The sequence below is a fragment of the Bradyrhizobium sp. LA6.8 genome (assembly GCF_040547935.1).
In the GTDB taxonomy this organism is placed as follows: Bacteria; Pseudomonadota; Alphaproteobacteria; order Rhizobiales; family Xanthobacteraceae; genus Bradyrhizobium; species Bradyrhizobium barranii.
Genome location: NZ_JBEPQQ010000017.1, coordinates 1 through 16,079, shown reverse-complemented (window position 1 = coordinate 16,079; position 16,079 = coordinate 1). Strand labels below are relative to the sequence as shown.

12 protein-coding genes and 2 pseudogenes are annotated in these 16,079 nt (G+C 60.5%); 5 read left to right on the top strand and 9 right to left on the bottom strand.

The window, feature by feature from the left end:
• Positions 1 to 281 precede the first annotated feature (281 nt).
• The 4 genes and pseudogenes from ABIA90_RS43965 to ABIA90_RS43950 form a co-directional block, all read right to left on the bottom strand.
• Positions 282 to 851, bottom strand: coding sequence for a PDZ domain-containing protein (locus ABIA90_RS43965; protein WP_354122153.1), 570 nt, complete (start codon positions 849 to 851; stop codon positions 282 to 284).
• The gene (locus ABIA90_RS43960; RefSeq protein ID WP_354122152.1) at positions 787 to 2,091 is read right to left on the bottom strand and encodes a serine hydrolase domain-containing protein; all 1,305 of its coding nucleotides are present in this window, start codon (positions 2,089 to 2,091) and stop codon (positions 787 to 789) included. The genes ABIA90_RS43965 and ABIA90_RS43960 overlap by 65 nt, the downstream gene beginning before the upstream one ends.
• Positions 2,091 to 2,702, bottom strand: a complete 612-nt coding sequence (locus ABIA90_RS43955) for a serine hydrolase domain-containing protein (protein ID WP_502916691.1) — start codon at positions 2,700 to 2,702, stop codon at positions 2,091 to 2,093. The genes ABIA90_RS43960 and ABIA90_RS43955 overlap by 1 nt, the downstream gene beginning before the upstream one ends.
• Positions 2,703 to 2,761: 59 nt before the next feature.
• Positions 2,762 to 3,034, bottom strand: a pseudogene (locus ABIA90_RS43950) (serine hydrolase domain-containing protein); the annotation flags it as partial.
• Between ABIA90_RS43950 and ABIA90_RS43945 the strand changes: the two are divergent.
• Both ABIA90_RS43945 and ABIA90_RS45670 read left to right on the top strand, forming a co-directional pair.
• Positions 2,981 to 3,208, top strand: a complete 228-nt coding sequence (locus tag ABIA90_RS43945; RefSeq protein ID WP_354122150.1) for a hypothetical protein — start codon at positions 2,981 to 2,983, stop codon at positions 3,206 to 3,208. The pseudogene ABIA90_RS43950 and the gene ABIA90_RS43945 sit on opposite strands and share 54 nt — an antisense overlap.
• A 600-nt stretch (positions 3,209 to 3,808) precedes the next feature.
• A pseudogene (locus ABIA90_RS45670) lies at positions 3,809 to 4,823 on the top strand (IS110 family RNA-guided transposase).
• A 516-nt stretch (positions 4,824 to 5,339) separates the two neighbouring features.
• On the opposite strand, the gene ABIA90_RS43930 reads toward ABIA90_RS45670, so the two are convergent.
• The 3 genes from ABIA90_RS43930 to ABIA90_RS43920 form a co-directional block, all read right to left on the bottom strand.
• Complete coding sequence (locus tag ABIA90_RS43930; protein ID WP_247457813.1) at positions 5,340 to 6,539, bottom strand: IS256 family transposase; 1,200 nt, start codon at positions 6,537 to 6,539, stop codon at positions 5,340 to 5,342.
• Positions 6,540 to 7,970: 1,431 nt separating this feature from the next.
• Positions 7,971 to 8,306: a ferredoxin FdxA gene (fdxA, locus tag ABIA90_RS43925; RefSeq protein WP_247315912.1), complete on the bottom strand. Its 336-nt coding sequence runs from the start codon at positions 8,304 to 8,306 to the stop codon at positions 7,971 to 7,973.
• Positions 8,307 to 8,340: 34 nt separating this feature from the next.
• Positions 8,341 to 8,943, bottom strand: coding sequence for a MarR family winged helix-turn-helix transcriptional regulator (locus ABIA90_RS43920; protein WP_247303126.1), 603 nt, complete (start codon positions 8,941 to 8,943; stop codon positions 8,341 to 8,343).
• Between the two features lie 98 nt (positions 8,944 to 9,041).
• On the opposite strand from ABIA90_RS43920, the gene rpoH reads away from it, so the two are divergent.
• On the top strand, positions 9,042 to 9,941 hold the full coding sequence (gene rpoH, locus ABIA90_RS43915; protein ID WP_354122411.1) for an RNA polymerase sigma factor RpoH: 900 nt from the start codon (positions 9,042 to 9,044) through the stop codon (positions 9,939 to 9,941).
• 180 nt (positions 9,942 to 10,121) lie between these two features.
• Entirely contained in the window at positions 10,122 to 10,358 is a 237-nt protein-coding gene (locus ABIA90_RS43910; protein ID WP_247310179.1) for a zinc-finger domain-containing protein, read from the top strand.
• A 1,981-nt stretch (positions 10,359 to 12,339) separates the two neighbouring features.
• Here ABIA90_RS43910 and ABIA90_RS43900 read toward each other — a convergent pair.
• Both ABIA90_RS43900 and ABIA90_RS43895 read right to left on the bottom strand, forming a co-directional pair.
• Positions 12,340 to 13,503 carry a beta-propeller fold lactonase family protein gene (locus ABIA90_RS43900; protein WP_247310181.1) on the bottom strand — a complete coding sequence of 388 codons (1,164 nt, stop codon included), beginning with the start codon at positions 13,501 to 13,503 and terminating at the stop codon, positions 12,340 to 12,342.
• A gap of 532 nt (positions 13,504 to 14,035) precedes the next feature.
• Positions 14,036 to 15,052, bottom strand: coding sequence for an integrase core domain-containing protein (locus tag ABIA90_RS43895; protein WP_354116317.1), 1,017 nt, complete (start codon positions 15,050 to 15,052; stop codon positions 14,036 to 14,038).
• Between ABIA90_RS43895 and ABIA90_RS43890 the strand changes: the two genes are divergently transcribed.
• On the top strand, positions 14,960 to 15,379 hold the full coding sequence (locus tag ABIA90_RS43890; RefSeq protein WP_354122410.1) for a helix-turn-helix domain-containing protein: 420 nt from the start codon (positions 14,960 to 14,962) through the stop codon (positions 15,377 to 15,379). The genes ABIA90_RS43895 and ABIA90_RS43890 overlap by 93 nt on opposite strands.
• Positions 15,380 to 16,079: the final 700 nt, after the last annotated feature.

Sequence of the window (16,079 nt, the reverse complement as noted above, 5' to 3'; positions counted from 1 at the left end):
AAGTCTAACACGAGGCGAGCAAAGACGAAACATCGAGGCCCCGCTCGCGTCGCCGCCGACTTCCTCGTCAACCTGATTGCCTGGACCTCGGCCCGAAGCTGAAGACTACACCTGACGCTGCGATGTCGGCCGTCTGAGGTAGACCGGACACGGCTGGCGCTGTCCTCGATCGCCGCTTGTGACCCTGAGCGGAAGTCGAGACCGCCACCATCTCGGGCCGCCGGACACCTGATGTTCGAGCAACGCAAGCTCCCGCCAATTTCATCAGCTGTCAGTGTGCCTTATTGTGCGAGTACGCCGCGTTGCTCCCATGGTCCCGGATTGAGAACCGCGCCGTTGACTTTGCCGGCTGCGTCTCTGACGAAGGCGATCCGCGTGTGATCGCCACTCTCGACCTGGAATTCATCCTTTGAGCGAACCGCCACCGATGTCGGCTGGCCCTTGTCGAAATCAAGGATCGACCAGCCGCCTATTGCTGTAACGACGAGCTTGCCGTCCGCGACACGGATCCGAAGCTGGATGCTGCGAAAGGGGACCGCCTCCCGGGCAAAGGCAACAACAAGCGGATCGTGCTGCCCCTGCCGGGTGATTTTGAACTTGATCGTGGCGTTGACCGGGCCTGAAATCCGGCCAAGTACAGCTTCCAGGGTCAGGCCATCGATCGATGCGTCGTCGATGGAAGTGATGAGGTCTCCCGCCATCACGCCGGCCCTCGCGGCGGGACCTCCGTCGGCCGGCGCATCCCTTCCGCGCGACGTTTTCCGAGAAGACGGAATAAGCACCCGATCAAGCCTGCCCGAACTGCGCGACCACGCCCGACCATAGTCGCCAGATTTCGGGGGACTTTTCATCGACGGCGGTTTGCACCATGACCAGCTTCGAGGGCGGATCAACAAGGATACGCTGCCCGAGATGGCCCAACATTGCGAATTGCCGTCTGCTTCCGGGAAACAGGTAGAACTGATAGCCGTAGCCGAACCCTCCCTCGGCCTTTGCCAGATAGCCGTCGGAAGCGCGCACCGTGGTTGCATCGACCATCCATTGCGCCGGGATGATCTGTTTGCCGTCCCATGCTCCGTCGTGGGCGAGCAGGCGGGCGAGCCGGGCATAGTCGCGCAACACGGCGTTGAAGAAGCCGTGCGCCACTTCATAGCCTTCCGCGTCGATCAGCCATTTGGCATCGGCTTCCGTGCCGATCGGCTGCCACACCTGTTCCTGGAGATAGTCGGAGAGTGATTTGCCCGTTGCGTAACGCAGCACCAGACCAAGCACATCCGTTTCGATGCTGGCGTAGCGGAATTGCGTACCCGGCGGCGCGATCCGCCGATTGAATTGCGCGATGCTGGCAACGGTGCCCTTGTTGGAAAACCAGTGCTTGCGCACCATGTCGCCCCACAAGCGATCGAGGTCGCGGCCGCTGCCTTTGCCTTCGTCGGCCTGCTCGCCGCACTCCACGCCCGACGACATGTGGAGCAGCGCGCGGAGCGGCGTCGCGCCATATTCGGTGCCTTTCAAGCCAGGCACATACGTTTCCGCGGTATCGTCGATAGATTTGATCGCGCCTTCCGAGATCGCGATACCGACCAGCATGCCGGTGATCGATTTTGCCATCGACTGCGATATCAGCCGGTCGCGATCGGTACGGCCGTATTGATACTGCTCGACTAGGATCCGGTCATCCTTGGCGATCAGCAGACCCGTCACTGGATTGCGCGACAGATAATCCGCAAGCGAAGAGCGGCTTCCCTTGTACTGGTAGCTGACATCCGCCTGCGTTCGCTTGAACGGCCAGGCCGTGGCTGCGCGACTGACCAAGCGCGTTGGAAAAATCTCGTCGTAATGACTGAATGCCCCGACGCGGTATTTTGGCGAAGCCGGATTGCCGGGCTGGTAAACGCGCCAGCGATCCTTCACCGGATAGTTCTCGGTGGCACCGTAAAGCTCTGCATCCGGACCAGCAGCGGAAAAAACCGGGCCACCGCCGCTCTCGGCGGCCCAACTCCACTTGACCGACGCAGCAACACAACTCGCCGCAAGTCCGGTCAGAGCCGATCGACGCGAGGGTGCTTTCTCGCCACCGCCGAAAGACATTACGCCGCCGCCTTCTTGGCAAGCCCGAACGCGTCCGCAAGCCCCCACCCGGTCCCATAAGCCGGACCCGCTTCATGGCCAGCGAGGTGGATGTCGGGCGGCAGCGAATTTGTCATCATCAGCCGGGCCGTTTCCGGTTTCAGAATGCGCGCACCGTCAAGCTCGCCGCCGTTGAGCAGCATCTGGCAGAAGCGCAGGAAGTCGGGGACCGTCGAAACGATGCCCCCGCCGCCTGAAAAGAACGTTTGCGGCGTCGCGACGTCGCCATCTGAAAGAGGTGGCGGCTGCGCGCCCGGCACGGCGACGAGACGGGCGAGTTTTTCCTCCGGCACATGGAAGCCGGTGTCAACCATCCCAAGCGGCGCGAACAGGCGGTTTTGCAGGAACTGGTCGAACGGCTGGCCCGAGACGACTTCGATAACGCGCCCGAGCACATCGTAACCGATCGAATATTCCCAGACTTCACCCGGCTGGTGCAGCAGCGGGAGTGTGCCGAGGCTGGCCACGAACGAAGCGATCGGCTGTCGCGCCGGAACAGCGCCCGCGCGCCGTAAAGCAGGTGTACCGCCGCATTGCCAAATCCGGGGTCGGCGTAGTCCCCCATGCCACAAACCAGACCGGAAGTATTGCGCAGAAGGTCCCGGATGGTCATCGCGCGCCTCGCCGGTTCAAAAACCTTCTGCGCAAGATCCAGGAGGATCGGATCACCTGTGGCCAGATCCTTCTTGACGACCTGCATATCCTTTAGCCCCGGCAGATACTGCGCCACGGGAGCATCGAGGTCGAGCTTGCCTTCATCGACCAGCATCATGGTGGCGACGCTGGTGATCTGCTTGGACATCGATCCGATGCGAAAGATCGAATCCGGCCGCATCGGAATTTTCTTGTCGTGATCCTCAAAACCGGTGGGCTGCAAGTAGGCCAGTTTTCCGCCTCGGGCGATCCCAACGACAAAACCGGAGGGATCACCCGTTTTAGTGTGCGTCTCAAACCAAGACGTGATGCGCGCCAGCCGTTTCGCCGAAAAGCCGAGAGTGTCCGGATCGCCGACGATCTGCAAATCGTCGGCAAGCGCCGAATCCACCAGCAGCGTAAGCGCCGCCAGCGCAGTCAATAAAATGGTAAACCGCTGATATAGCATAAGGAGGCCCGTTGTCGCAGCTCATTGCGGGGAAGGATCTCCGCGACGGGCGCCGCGAGCCTCTCTCGCAGCCTGTAACCCGTCACGGCAAAACCCGGCCGGCACTCTCACTCTCAGCCTCTTCTGGCGGGATCGGCGCCGCCGTGACCAAGCGGCCAGCTAGCTCGGCATGCGAGAGTGCCGCACGCAGACAAATGACAGAATGCGAAATCTGCGAGGCGCTCCGCCCTGCGTTCCATTCTTCGGGACTTAGCCTTGAGGTGATTTAGGGCCGCTGGCCCGATCAGGCGTGCGCCAAGGGCGCATCGCCTCAACGCAAAATGGCACCCGCAGGAGCGTGAGCATAGCGACGCCGAAGGCGGCACGCGGGACCGAGTGCAGCGACGAGACCGGTTAAGAGGGCACCCGGGAACGGGGCAGTGATAGCGACGCCGGCATACTTCATGACGGCGGGCCCCTTTCCCGAGTGCCCCCGGCGAGGAGCTCCGCAGCCCTTGCGCGAGCTGGGGTAATCCGATCCCGGCCACTCGCTAATCTTGTGCCGGGGTTGATTCGGCTCAGCAAAGGAGACAAGCGATGACCCTGTATGTCGGACTGGATGTTTCACTAAGAATGACATCAATCTGCGTCGTCGAGGCAGATGGCTCGTCGGTATGGGAAGGCAAAGCCGAAAGCGAGCCAGTTCCGTTGGTAAAGGTGCTTTCGCCTTGGCGCGACAAAATCGCTCTCATCGGGATCGAGGCTTGTCCGCTTTCCGAATGGCTTTACGGCGCATTGGTTGAGAGTGGGTTTCAGATCGTTTGCATTGAGACCCGGCATGCACAGCGCTTCTTGTCCTCTCGTCCCAACAAGACCGACCGCAGCGATGCGCGCGGCATCGCTGAGATGATGCGCCTCGGACAATATCGATCGGTGCACGTGAAGAGCAAAGCGTCACTCGCGCAAGAAGTTCGTCGATCACATGCTGGCGATCGAAGACACAATCCGGGGATTGATGAAGGTGCATGGGTTAAAGCTTGGTGCAGTGCACCGAAGCCGTCTTGCGGTGAGGGTCGAAACTCTGCTCGCGGATGCGCCTGACTTGCGGATGGCCATCGAGCCACTGCTCGAAGCGCGCAACATGATGCGTAAGCACAAAGCCCTCATGGATCGGCAGCTTTCGCAAATGGCTCGCAAGGATGATGTTTGCAAGCGGTTGATGACCGTATCCGGCGTTGGACCGCTCGTGAGCTTATCGTTCAAGGCGACGATTGACGATCCAGGGCGGTTCAAGGATTCCAGGGCCGTGGCGGCGCATCTGGGATTGACCCCTCGCGTTTATCAGTCAGGCGAGATTGATCGATCAGGCAATATCAGCAAATGCGGTGACAAGCTGATGCGGCATGCGCTCTATGAAGCCGCGAACTCGCACATGCGGATTTCCAAAAAGTGGTCGACACTTCGGGCCTGGGGCGTCAAGCTCGCCAAACGTATCGGGTCCAGAAAAGCGTGCGTGGCAGTTGCCCGCAAACTCGCGATTATCATGCATCGGATGTGGGTCGAGGAAACGGACTTCCGCTTCGGAAAGCCGCCTTTGACCCAACCCACATAAGGATCGTCCCGGCGTAACGATCTGCTCTGCCGAGGACGTGGGGAGGGTCAGTCCGTTTCGATCCCTGTGCTGTGCTCAAGCACGCGCTGTGAGCTTGGACGACCCAACTCGCCGGACCCCATCATGGAGCATGCCGCAGGGCTGACTCCGGACAGAAGCGCGGGCCAGGCAGCGGTGGATCGCGGAACGATAGCCGCATGATGCGGCAACGATCGTTACCCGAATGGGCGGAGACACCGGCAAGCGGTGGCTCCGGTCGCGGATCTATGCCCGAGACTAGAGCGTGACCGCCCGAAGGGCTGGCCGCCCAAAAATCATTTCTCAGTTTGCCCCAATAGCAGACATTTGGAGGACTAAAGCGGAGGTCCGAAAAGGGCCGATATTGTTGCAAAAGTCGGAAATCGAACAACCCTAAAACTCTCGCAAAAGCTGATCGTTGGACTTCTCTGGATCGTGTCCCCTAGCGTGGTGTAGCTGGCGGCGGGTCACCGCGTTCGCCGGCGAGGGCCGGGTCGGTCAGCTGGCGATAGCCGTGATGCTGACGCTCGGATCATCGCTCAACGGCGCGATGGTTTCCAGTGTCATGTAGCGGGCGCGCTGGACCGCCCACTCATCGTTCTGTTCGAGCAGGATCGCTCCGATGAGGCGGACGATGGCATCCTCGTTGGGGAAGATGCCGACCACCTCGGTCCGCCGCTTGATCTCGCCGTTGAGGCGTTCAATCGGATTGGTGGAGTGCAGCTTGGTCCGATGCTGCGGCGGGAACGTCATGTAGGCGAGCACGTCGGTCTCGGCCTCGTCGAGGAAGCAGGCCAACTTCGGCAGCTTGGGCCGGAGCTGATCCGCAACCTTGCGCCATTGCGTACGCGCGGCCTCGGCATCGTCCTGGGCGAAGGCGGTGGCGATGAAGGCGGAGACCACGCGACGGCCGCTCTTGCCGGCATGCGCCAGCGCATTACGCATGAAGTGAACGCGGCAGCGCTGCCAACTGGCGTTGAGCACCTTGGCCACGGTGGCCTTGATGCCCTCGTGGGCGTCGGACACGACCAGCTTGACGCCGCGCAGGCCGCGGCGGGCGAGCTTGCGCAGGAACGCCGTCCAGAACGTCTCGGCCTCTGACGGGCCGATATCCATGCCGAGAACTTCGCGGCGACCGTCGCTGTTGACGCCGACCGCGACGATCACCGCGACCGACACGATGCGGCCATTCTGGCGCACCTTCACATAGGTGGCGTCGATCCACAGATAGGGCCAGTCGCCCTCGATCGGACGGCCAAGGAACGCCTTCACCTTGTCGTCGATCTCGCCGCACAGCCGGCTGACCTGGCTCTTGGAGATGCCGGTCATGCCCATCGCCTGCACCAGATCGTCCACCGAACGGGTCGAGACGCCCTGCACGTAGGCTTCCTGCACCACGGCGGTGAGCGCCTTCTCGGCCATCCGGCGCGGCTCCAGGAAACCCGGGAAGTAAGAGCCCTTGCGCAGCTTGGGAATGCGCAGTTCCACCGCGCCGGCGCGGGTCTCCCAGATCCGGTCGCGGTAACCGTTGCGCTGGGCCAAGCGCTCGGGGCTCTTCTCGCCATAGGCGGCCCCGGTCTGGCTTTCGACTTCCAGCTCCATCAGGCGCTGGGCAGCAAAGCCGATCATCTCGCGCAGCAGATCGGCATCAGGGGTCTTCTCTACGAGCGTGCGCAGGTTCATCATGTCGTCGGTCATCGGCGGGTCCTCGGTTGCGTTGGCGCGTGTCGCAACCCGATCCTACCGGAGAACTGCCGGTGACCACCGCAAAGCCGCCCGCCCGCTACGGCGCTACTGGGGGCGCGCGTCCGGGCGGCTTTGCTCTACCGAGCTACACCACCTCCGGGGACACGACCCTTCTCTGCTGCCGCGTCGCCTTTCAACGCCATTACGGAGGTCCGTGATCAATTTGGGATGAAACGATATGGTCCCTCACGTCGCCTCGCGTAAAACGCATCGGCGGCTCTAAGAATTTTCGTTCGCCCCCTCAAAAAGACTTTTGCAACAATATCGGCCAATAGGCGACATCGGGCTTGCATTTCTTGCGACGAGGAGAGCGCCACTGAGATGGCTATAAGCAAAAGCCCCGGACAATGCCGGGGCTTTGAAGATTTCGATTTTTCTGTTGTCGATGAGGCGACTGCGACAAACGGGTTGTTCTCCTTCGTTCGAGGATAGTGGCGTACTCAATGCCCGCGAAAGCTCTTCACTCCTTGAATAGGTCGGCGCTGATGAGGATGACCGGCTCGGACGAGGCAGGCATCGCAATCGAAAAACGACGCGCGTGTCTATTATATTCCATGGATTTGCTACATCTCGTTACGGCAGCTGTGGCCTTCTTAGGCACGATCATAAGGAGATGGCATCACAAACAGATGGCGCACGTTTTATGGCAGCCGCGCTGTCTTGAAGTCGCCTCGCGACGGCACCATGTTGGGGGCGTCGATGAGACGCGTAGGACTTATCGACATCACGGTAGGTAACGCGACGCGCCTCGGCGCATCGCACGTTCCACCACACGACGCTGCGCGTCGCAACCCATCGCTACGCAACGCTTGAGCCGCTGGGGAAGCCCGGCGGCTTGCGTGCGTTTAGCCCGGACGGTCCCCCTCAATCGCCTGGGGCTCCGAGACGCCTACCGCAGCGAGCCGGAGGCTGAGACCGAGGAGATCTGACAACCAGGGCGCGAGTTAGTCCCACGCCGCCTGACCCGCCAGTTCACGCCGGCGGGCCTTACTTCGGTGGGTGCAAATCGCCTAGAAGCCAGCGGCCAAGGCCCTTGGACTTCATGGGGTCTTCAAACGCGGCAAAGGTCGTAAGTACCTGATTGCAAACAGCGCAAGTCGACGCCCCGGGCGCGTGCTATGGCTCGATGCTAACGAGCATCATCCGGGCCTTGCACTTCGGGCAGGCGGGACGCTCAATTGCAGCGAATGGAATGACGGACGAGAGGCGTTGAGATTGGGGCATGATGCTTCCCTCGAACAGGGGGAGCGCACTCTCTGTCACCGGTAGTAATGCCTAGGAGGCGGAGCGGTGGTTGTCTAAGTATGCGCCTGAGGGATCTCAAACGCGAACCAAGGCTGGCAAACTGCGAAGGTGAATGTTGCGGCGCGGGCGCTGTCCGCCTCAATCACCCGCGCCGGGATTTGGCGAGAAGTATTGGAGTTTGTCCGGCTTCCCCTCCCATTCCTTAGAGTCGGGCGGGGGCGCTTTTTTGACCATAATATTTGGCCAGATTTTCGCGTATTCCGCATTCAGCGACAGCCATTTCTCTAGCCCCGGCTCGGTGTCAGGCTTGATCGCGTCGACCGGGCATTCCGGCACGCAGACCCCGCAGTCGATGCATTCGTCCGGGTGGATGACGAGCATGTTCTCGCCCTCGTAGAAGCAGTCCACGGGGCACACTTCGACGCAGTCCATGATTTTGCAGCGAATACAGCTCTCGTTGACGACGAAGGTCAATTAAGCGTCCTTTCAGCAGATCGCAGCAGTGAACTCATTCATGGTATCCGTCCTCGCGGTGCTCGTTCATGGGTTGAAAATGGACGCACAGAAGACCTACATCCTCTGGCTGAATCGGAACACCGAGGAGCAGGCATTCAACGGCCGAGGGGCCCGTGCTAGGCAGGTTGCCGCACATCTCTCTGCCGAAGTGCGTGCAGTCCGGGCAAACACCGAACCGCCGATGCGCACCACCTGTAGCTAGAGTGGACAGCACTTGGTGCAGGGCGCGACGCATCGCAGTTCGCTCTGTCGCGTCGAGCGAATCCACGGCGCGCACCAGAACTTCGAACGGATCGCGTGCAAGCGCTTTTTTGCCCTTGCTCGTCAGTCGCAGACTTACGCTTCGCCCGTCCGTCTTGAATGGCTGTCGGACCAAGTACCCACCCGCTTCAAGCGCCTTAATGGCTTGTGTTGCAGTGCCGCGGGTTGTCGCTTGAAATTCCGCGAATACCGACGGGGTCCGCGAGAACGGGTTGGCACGGGCGAAGAAGCGGAGCGCCATCCATTGGGCCGGACTGAGTTCACCGTCATAGCCCTCAGCTTGTACGAACCGTCCCACCTGCAGCAGGAGCTCTGCCGTTTCGCGCGATGACATGACTGCCTCTTTGGAAATATAATAGTGTTTCGAAATTAACTTGACAACCGATCGGATGCAGATAATTTTGTTTCGAAACTAGTTTGAGGGCTTGAATCATGGCCCGCAACGCGGCCCTGCCGATCCTTACGGACGAACCCGGCCTCACCCATTATCTTGAGGAAATTCGGCGGTTCCCGATGTTGGAGCGCCAGGAAGAATACCTACTAGCCAAGCGCTGGCGCGAGCACGGCGATCGCGATGCGGCGCACAAGCTGGTCACCAGCCATCTGCGGCTCGTGACCAAGATCGCCAGGGACTATCGCGGCTACGGCCTGCCGATCTCTGAGGCGATCTCCGAGGGCAATGTCGGCCTGATGCAGGCGGTCGAGCGCTTCGAGCCGGAGAAGGGCGTCCGGTTCGCCACCTACGCCGTGTGGTGGATCAAGGCGGCGATCCAGGAATACATCCTGCGGTCGTGGTCGCTGGTGAAGATGGGCACCACGGCCAACCAGAAGAAGGTGTTCTTCAACCTGCGCAAGGCCCAGAGCAAAATCTCCGTCCTCAACGATGGCGATATGCAGCTGGACCAGGTGAAGATCATCGCCCGGCGGATCGGCGTCACCGAAACGGACGTGATTTACATGAACCGGCGGCTCGGCGGCGACGCCTCGCTCAACACCGCGATCCGCGAGGACGGCGATTCCGGCGAGTGGCAGGACTGGCTGGTGGACGAATCCACGGACCAGGAGACGACGCTCGCCGCGAGCGAGGAGTTCGATAACCGCCGCAAGACGCTGTCCAGCGCGCTCATCGTGCTCAACAAGCGCGAGCGGCGCATCTTCGAGACACGCCGGCTCGCCGAGGAACAGATCACGCTCGTGGAGCTGGCCGAGGAATTCGGCGTCTCGCGCGAGCGCGTGCGCCAGATCGAGGTGGGCGCCTTCGCGAAGGTGCAGAACGCAGTGAAGCACCGCGTCGCGGCGATAGCGACCCCGGAGCCACTGCAGGTGCTTTAGCTTCCAACCCTCTCCCGTGGTGGGAGAAACTGACGATGGACGTGTCGCTATGGGTGCGTTTTACGGCAACCGAGCGACGCGAGAGGGGCGCCGCTCACCGGGTGCTGATCGAGCCCTCGCTCGACGATCCATGCGCGGCACTTTGCATCGTCGACCGGGCGCCTAAGCCGCGCGCTGTAGATGGAAAGTTATCCGACGTTTCATAATGAAGTCGGGGTGCCGATCGTGCGCATTGGTTGCCGCGAGTTCAAGTGCATTGGGGATATACCGCCGCAAGATCACCCGCACATCTACCTCAAGATGGGCGATGCCAGTGAGATCGTCTGCCCCTATTGCTCTACGCTATTCCGCTTCGATCCAAGCTTGGGCGCACACGAAGCTGACCCGGCAGATTGTGCTTACCGTGATACGGACTGAGTTGAATTGCAGTAACGCTGCTTCCTTCGTCATGCCGGCCGCAGCCAACCAGCGCCAGGCGCTATCGTCCCGCAGTTTCGGGGCGGTTCACGATGGCCACGAACGATCCGAATTCGGCAGGATGCAAGCGTCACGACGGCCGAACCAGCCATAGCGGTTGCGCGCGACCAAGCCATAGATCGCGTCGCGGATCATCCGTGGGATGAATTGGAAGATCCATGTCCACTGTAGAGTCAGGAACGAAAGTATCTGCTACATAGTTTTTATCGACCGAACCAAACCGGATAGAACCACGCCGACGATCTCGACGCCGCCTACAAGATTGCCGAATGGAAGGACGAGAAGCTGAATCCTGTTTTGCAGGATATGTACCGGCACCTTACTTCCACGAAAGATCAAATCATCGAAGACACATTCGTCGTCGAGAACTTTAAACGTGTCAGCGACAGGCTAGACAGTCAGAAAGCCGCGCTCGCGCAGGAACTACTGGCCTCCGGCGCATGACGGCAAGGGAGTGACCATGAAGGCGGACCGAGGTGATCAAACTCGATGACTCCAGAAATGATCCAGGACGCGACTGTAGGCCGGGCGCTTCCTGTTTTTCACCTTGATCCAGTGCTCGCACCGGCCGCCCTTGTAGGCGCGCTCGCGGTGCGTTCGACAACATCGTCGACGCCAAACGCGTGATGTCGGTCCTGGGTAAGTTTCTCGCACGGTATGGACTCACCCTCCACCCCGATGAGACGCGCCTCGTCGACTTCCGCCCAAAGAGATCACAGAGCGCGCGCCACCCGGAGACGGATGGGACCACCTTCGACTTCCTTGGCCTGACCCATGTCTGGGGACGGTCTCGGAACGGTAAGGACACGGTTCGGCAAGTAACGGCCAAAAGCCGGTTTGCCCGCGCAGTGGCCGCAGTTAGTGGCTGGTGTCGGAAAAACCGCCACTGGTCCCTTCGCGACCAGCATCGCCATCTGTCCTCTATGATGCGGGGCCACTTCGCCTACTACGGCATCGGCGGCAACAGTCGACGCTTGCGCTGGTTCGCCAATCAAGTGGTGCGTATCTGGCGCAAGTGGTTGTCACGGCGTGATCGTCAAGGCGTGGTCCGATGGGCCCGCTTCAACGAACTCCTGGCACGGCATCCATTGCCTTCAGTCAAGATCCTCCATGGCTACGCCCGCGAGCGAATCTCTCGAACCGGATGCGGGAAATCTGCACGTCCGGGTCTGTGAGGGATGGGGACGGCAACGTCCCCATCTACTCGGCACTCAAATCATACGCCGCCCTGCGGACAGTGCGCGAAGCCATCACGACGGAGCCGATGAACTGGGTACTCGATGCCGACGACGGCCAAAGCTGTCGTGGGAGCGACCCGTCAGAGGGGCCGGAAATTCCCCATGCAAAATCGGCATCCCGTTTTGCGGCGCGTTAAAAACCCCGCCATCCACCGAAATGAATGACGGGGCTTTCGAGCTTTCTCTTTTTCGGGGATTTCTCCTTTCCAAAGATACTTGCTCTGACAGGATAACGGCTTCGAGCCTGATGAGTTCCGAATATTTTCTGATCCGCCAGATTTTTATTCGGTGTGGTCGGCTCAAGGTCCAATCCGGGGCTGCCAGGAAATATGCCGGCACATCGCGAAATGAGGCGTACGTCCTGACCTATCACCCCGTGCTCGGGGAACTTGAATGCCTACATAGCATAATTTTGTGCCGATGTCTGGCTAGGCCCATGTCCGTTCAGGGTCGTGTGTCACGAGCGCCGTCTGAGTACGACGGTGCGCAACTGTACGAGAGATGAAGGAGGGCCCTTCGAGGTCGGCAATCAGGTGTTGATCTCAAGCTGCCGCGAGCTGCTGTCGTCAAAATCACGCAAAAGCACGCTCGCGGCGCTCCTTTAAGAGTACATTTGAACCGGAAGGCGTGAGGGCGGAAGTCCCTTTCCGCGGACCAAGTCCGCGGAAAGGGGACGCAAGACGCTACCGCGCTGGCGCGCGCATGGACGCCGGCTGGCCTGGCAGCTTCAGCCTGGGTCCTACCTCGGTCAGCTTGCCGTCGGCGAGGTCAAACACCTGCAGGTCCTGGTCGATATAGTTGGCCACATACAGGTAGTCGCTGTTCGGACTGTAAGCGACACCCTCCGGCAGGCCGCCGAGCGGCGCACGCGCGGTCACCGTCAGCTTACCGTCGGTGCCGATCGACATCAAAACGAGTTCGCCGGCTCTGGTCTTGAACCAGTCGCTGTCCTTGGCCGAGCTGCCAAGCAGCAGCGGGGTGGCTGCGGTCTTCCCATTGGGCGCGATAGCGAAGCCTTCCGGTCCGGTACCGGGAGTCATCACGTCGACCACGTGGGGATGTGGACCAGTCGCTTCGATAATCACCGCGGCATCGGCGTTGTTCTTCTGTGCGCCGGTGTTCGATGCGATGACGTATTTGCCGTCTGGCGTGATGTCGATGTTGTAGGGATTGAATGCCGATGGAATGTCCATCGACTTGTCGTAGGTCACGCTTTGTCCATCGATCGCCAACACGCCGATTTTGTGCACGAGGTTCAGGCAGACAAAGGCGCGCTTGCCGTCGGGTGCGATGACAACGGCCGCAGCCTGCTGCTCCACCGGTACCTCGCCGACGGCCTTGACTGTTGAACCCTGTATCGAGACAACAGAGACACTCTTGCCGTCTCGGTTGGCGATCAACGCGAGGTCGCCTTTCTTGGAGATCGAGAGACCGGATGGCTGCCGCCCGACGGCAACCGTGTCGATCAACTTCGGCGGATCCGCAGTGAGGTCAATCACGTACAGTTTGTCATCCGGGACCGTTTTCCAGGAGCTCCCCTCCTGGACGTGAACCACGGAATTGGCGACCAGGCCCAGCTTGCCGTTTGGTGTGATCTGCAGGTTCGTGGGCGGGCCCAGCAGAGAGTTCGCCAGCGGCAGGCTTGCGCGAACCTTGGGTTTGGCGGGGTTGGAAATGTCCACAACCAGCACGGCATCGCTACCCGGGGCACCATTCGTCTGGCCTTCGGGACCATAGGTGATCTTGCTGTCAAGGCCGATCAGGATGTCGTTGGTTCCGGCCATCGCCGAGCTGCTGCCGACAAGGCCAAACAGGCACGTGGCGCAAAGAGCAGTGCTTAAATTCATGATGCGTTTTCTCCCGTCCCGCTTCATTTCTAGATGAGCCTGTTCCGCCACCGTACTTCGCAGCCTTCAGGGCTGGCAACCATTTACCGCGCTGACGGGCGTGGGGACGTTCGCCAGCGCCACGCGGGCGGACCATTGACCTTCGAGCAGCGCGCCGCGCAGCCGCGTGACGACCGCTTCGGGTCAAAATGCGAAGAACTCAACGTGAGCAGATTCAGTCCGCTATGCCCCATTGAACGGACCTCAATGAGGCGCGCCGCCAATTCGCTGATGGGCCAGGAGCGGTCATACGAGGTCATTGCATGCGTATTGGATGATCGCGTCTAGAACTCGCGCCTTCGGCATTATCGTCATCCTTGCGCAGAGCGAATTCACTCTCGTTGGCAGCCCTCTGTACGGCGTCGCCCTCAAACGCCATCGCTGTCCCTAGCTCGAGCGCGCCTTGCTTGAATCGTTTATCCGTCATCACGAGCTGCATTTTGTCATCGGCATTGTTCCTCGTCAGGCTCGCTTGCCTGTGTGTACCGAAAACTTAAGCTCGGGCGTAGTGGTGATGAAGTCCGCCTAGGACGGCAAGTGACCTGACCACACCGGTTCGCTGAACCGGGCGAGAAACCGGCGCATCCTTATCCAAGGCCAAGTGCGTCCGCGTCTCATTATAGTAGCGAGCGTAAGATTTCAGAATCCGGCGCAGATGTGCCTCGCCCAGGACAATGATGTGGTCCACACATTCACGCCGGATCGACCCGATCAGCCGTTCGGCAAAGCCATTCTGCCAGGGTGAGGCCGGTGCAATAGGCTTGTCCCGGATGCCCATGGCACGCAGTCGGCGTGTGACGACCGCACCGTAGATGCGATCACGGTCCCGGATCATGTAACCGGGAGCCCCGTCCCAGGGAAATGCCTCCGTTATCTGATGCGCAACCCATTCTGCGGTCGGATTTGCTGTGACGTTGGTCCAGACGATATCTCTACGGTCGAGCCGGACGATGACGAACGCATAGAGCAGGTCGAAACCGATAGTTGGAACAACGAACAGATCCATGGCGGCAATGTCCGGCGCGTGGTTGCGCAAGAAGGTTCGCCATCCCTGGCTGGGTGGCCCCCGTCGTTTGACCATGTACTTGGCGACGCTCGACTGCGCGACTTCAAACCCGAGCTTGAGCAGTTCGCCGTGGATGCGCGGCGCGCCCCAAAGCGGATTTTCGACGCTCATCCGCCGGATCAAGGCGCGCAGTTCCGTGTCGATCTGCGGTCGCCCTCCCTGTGGGCGCGACTTCCAACGCCAGTAGCAGCGAAAGCCGGCCCTGTGCCAACGCACGAGCGTCTCGGGCCGGATGATTGTGAGAACCTTCAGGATTGATGGAAACCAGCGATACAGCTGGATCAAGAACCAGCGATCATGGTTCGTGAGCCGGACGCGACCACGAGGCCTGCGCCTCAAGACAATCAACTGATGTCGAAGCACCGCGTTCTCGGCTTCAAGCCGCAACTTCGACTTGAAGGGCGAGGCCAGGACGGCCAGAACGAAACAGAGCAGCCCAATCATTCCGCCAGCTTAGGTGATTCCATCAGGTCATCAACTCGGATTAGGTTTTCGGTACACACAATGGGCCTCACCTATCATGCGCATGTGAACGCCGCCAGAATCGGACGCACGCCCGCCGATGGTCAGCAGGGAAGCCCGCTGACTCAGCGCGAGCGGCAGTGTCTCGCGTGGATCTCTGATGGCAAGACGATGCAGGACATTGCCGACCTTCTAGGGGTTTCGTCGCGTGGGGTGAAGTATCATCTGGACAATGCCAGGCGAAATCTTGCTGCACTGACCCTTCCACACGCTGTGGCTCTCGCGTTTCGGCAAGGATTGCTCCCATAGTCGGGCGACCGCCGTCCAGTGCGGCCAACTTGCCATGCACTCGTGGTTTGGCCAGGATGAGCTTGCCAGGAGAGTGCAAGCGGTCGCGTCGAACGAAGTCAACGCTACATCATTTGCGGCATTCAGCCAGAAATGGATGGTTGCTCGCAATTCGTCATAGCCATGTCTTTGCGGAACCTTCGGCTGGGCAATTGGCCGTCGCCCTGCGGCCGGGCTGTTGGCCCGCTGAAGCCCCGCAAGCGGGTCTCCCCAGCCTGGCGCGGAAACCGCTGCCGCAGTGATGAAAGTTGCCGTGTGGTGCATCGCGAGATGACCGATTGCCTTTCGCTGCCTATCCGAGCAAGGGGGCATAGCCACACATGGCGCCCGATCGAGAAGCCAACCTCGCTCGCTCGGCTGAAGTATTTCTCTCCGAAGGCAAAGGTCACACGTTCGAATCGTGTCGGGTGCGCCAGCTTTCCTTTGTTTTACAACGCGATATGCAGACCCAGCCTCGGACTTCAGTTCTGGTTCATTCGCGCGAGTAAGCAGTTGGGAGTAACACGCGCCTAATTTAGCGCTCGCAATGCAGGTCGGTCCAGTTCACCGAGAGGAAGTTGTTCGGGCTAGCCCGGATATCTCACAGCCGGGCGTGTAGCGATCCGATTGTGAGCGGGGAGCGAGTTTGCGGGGACGGGAGGTTGGTTTGGACGCCTGGGTC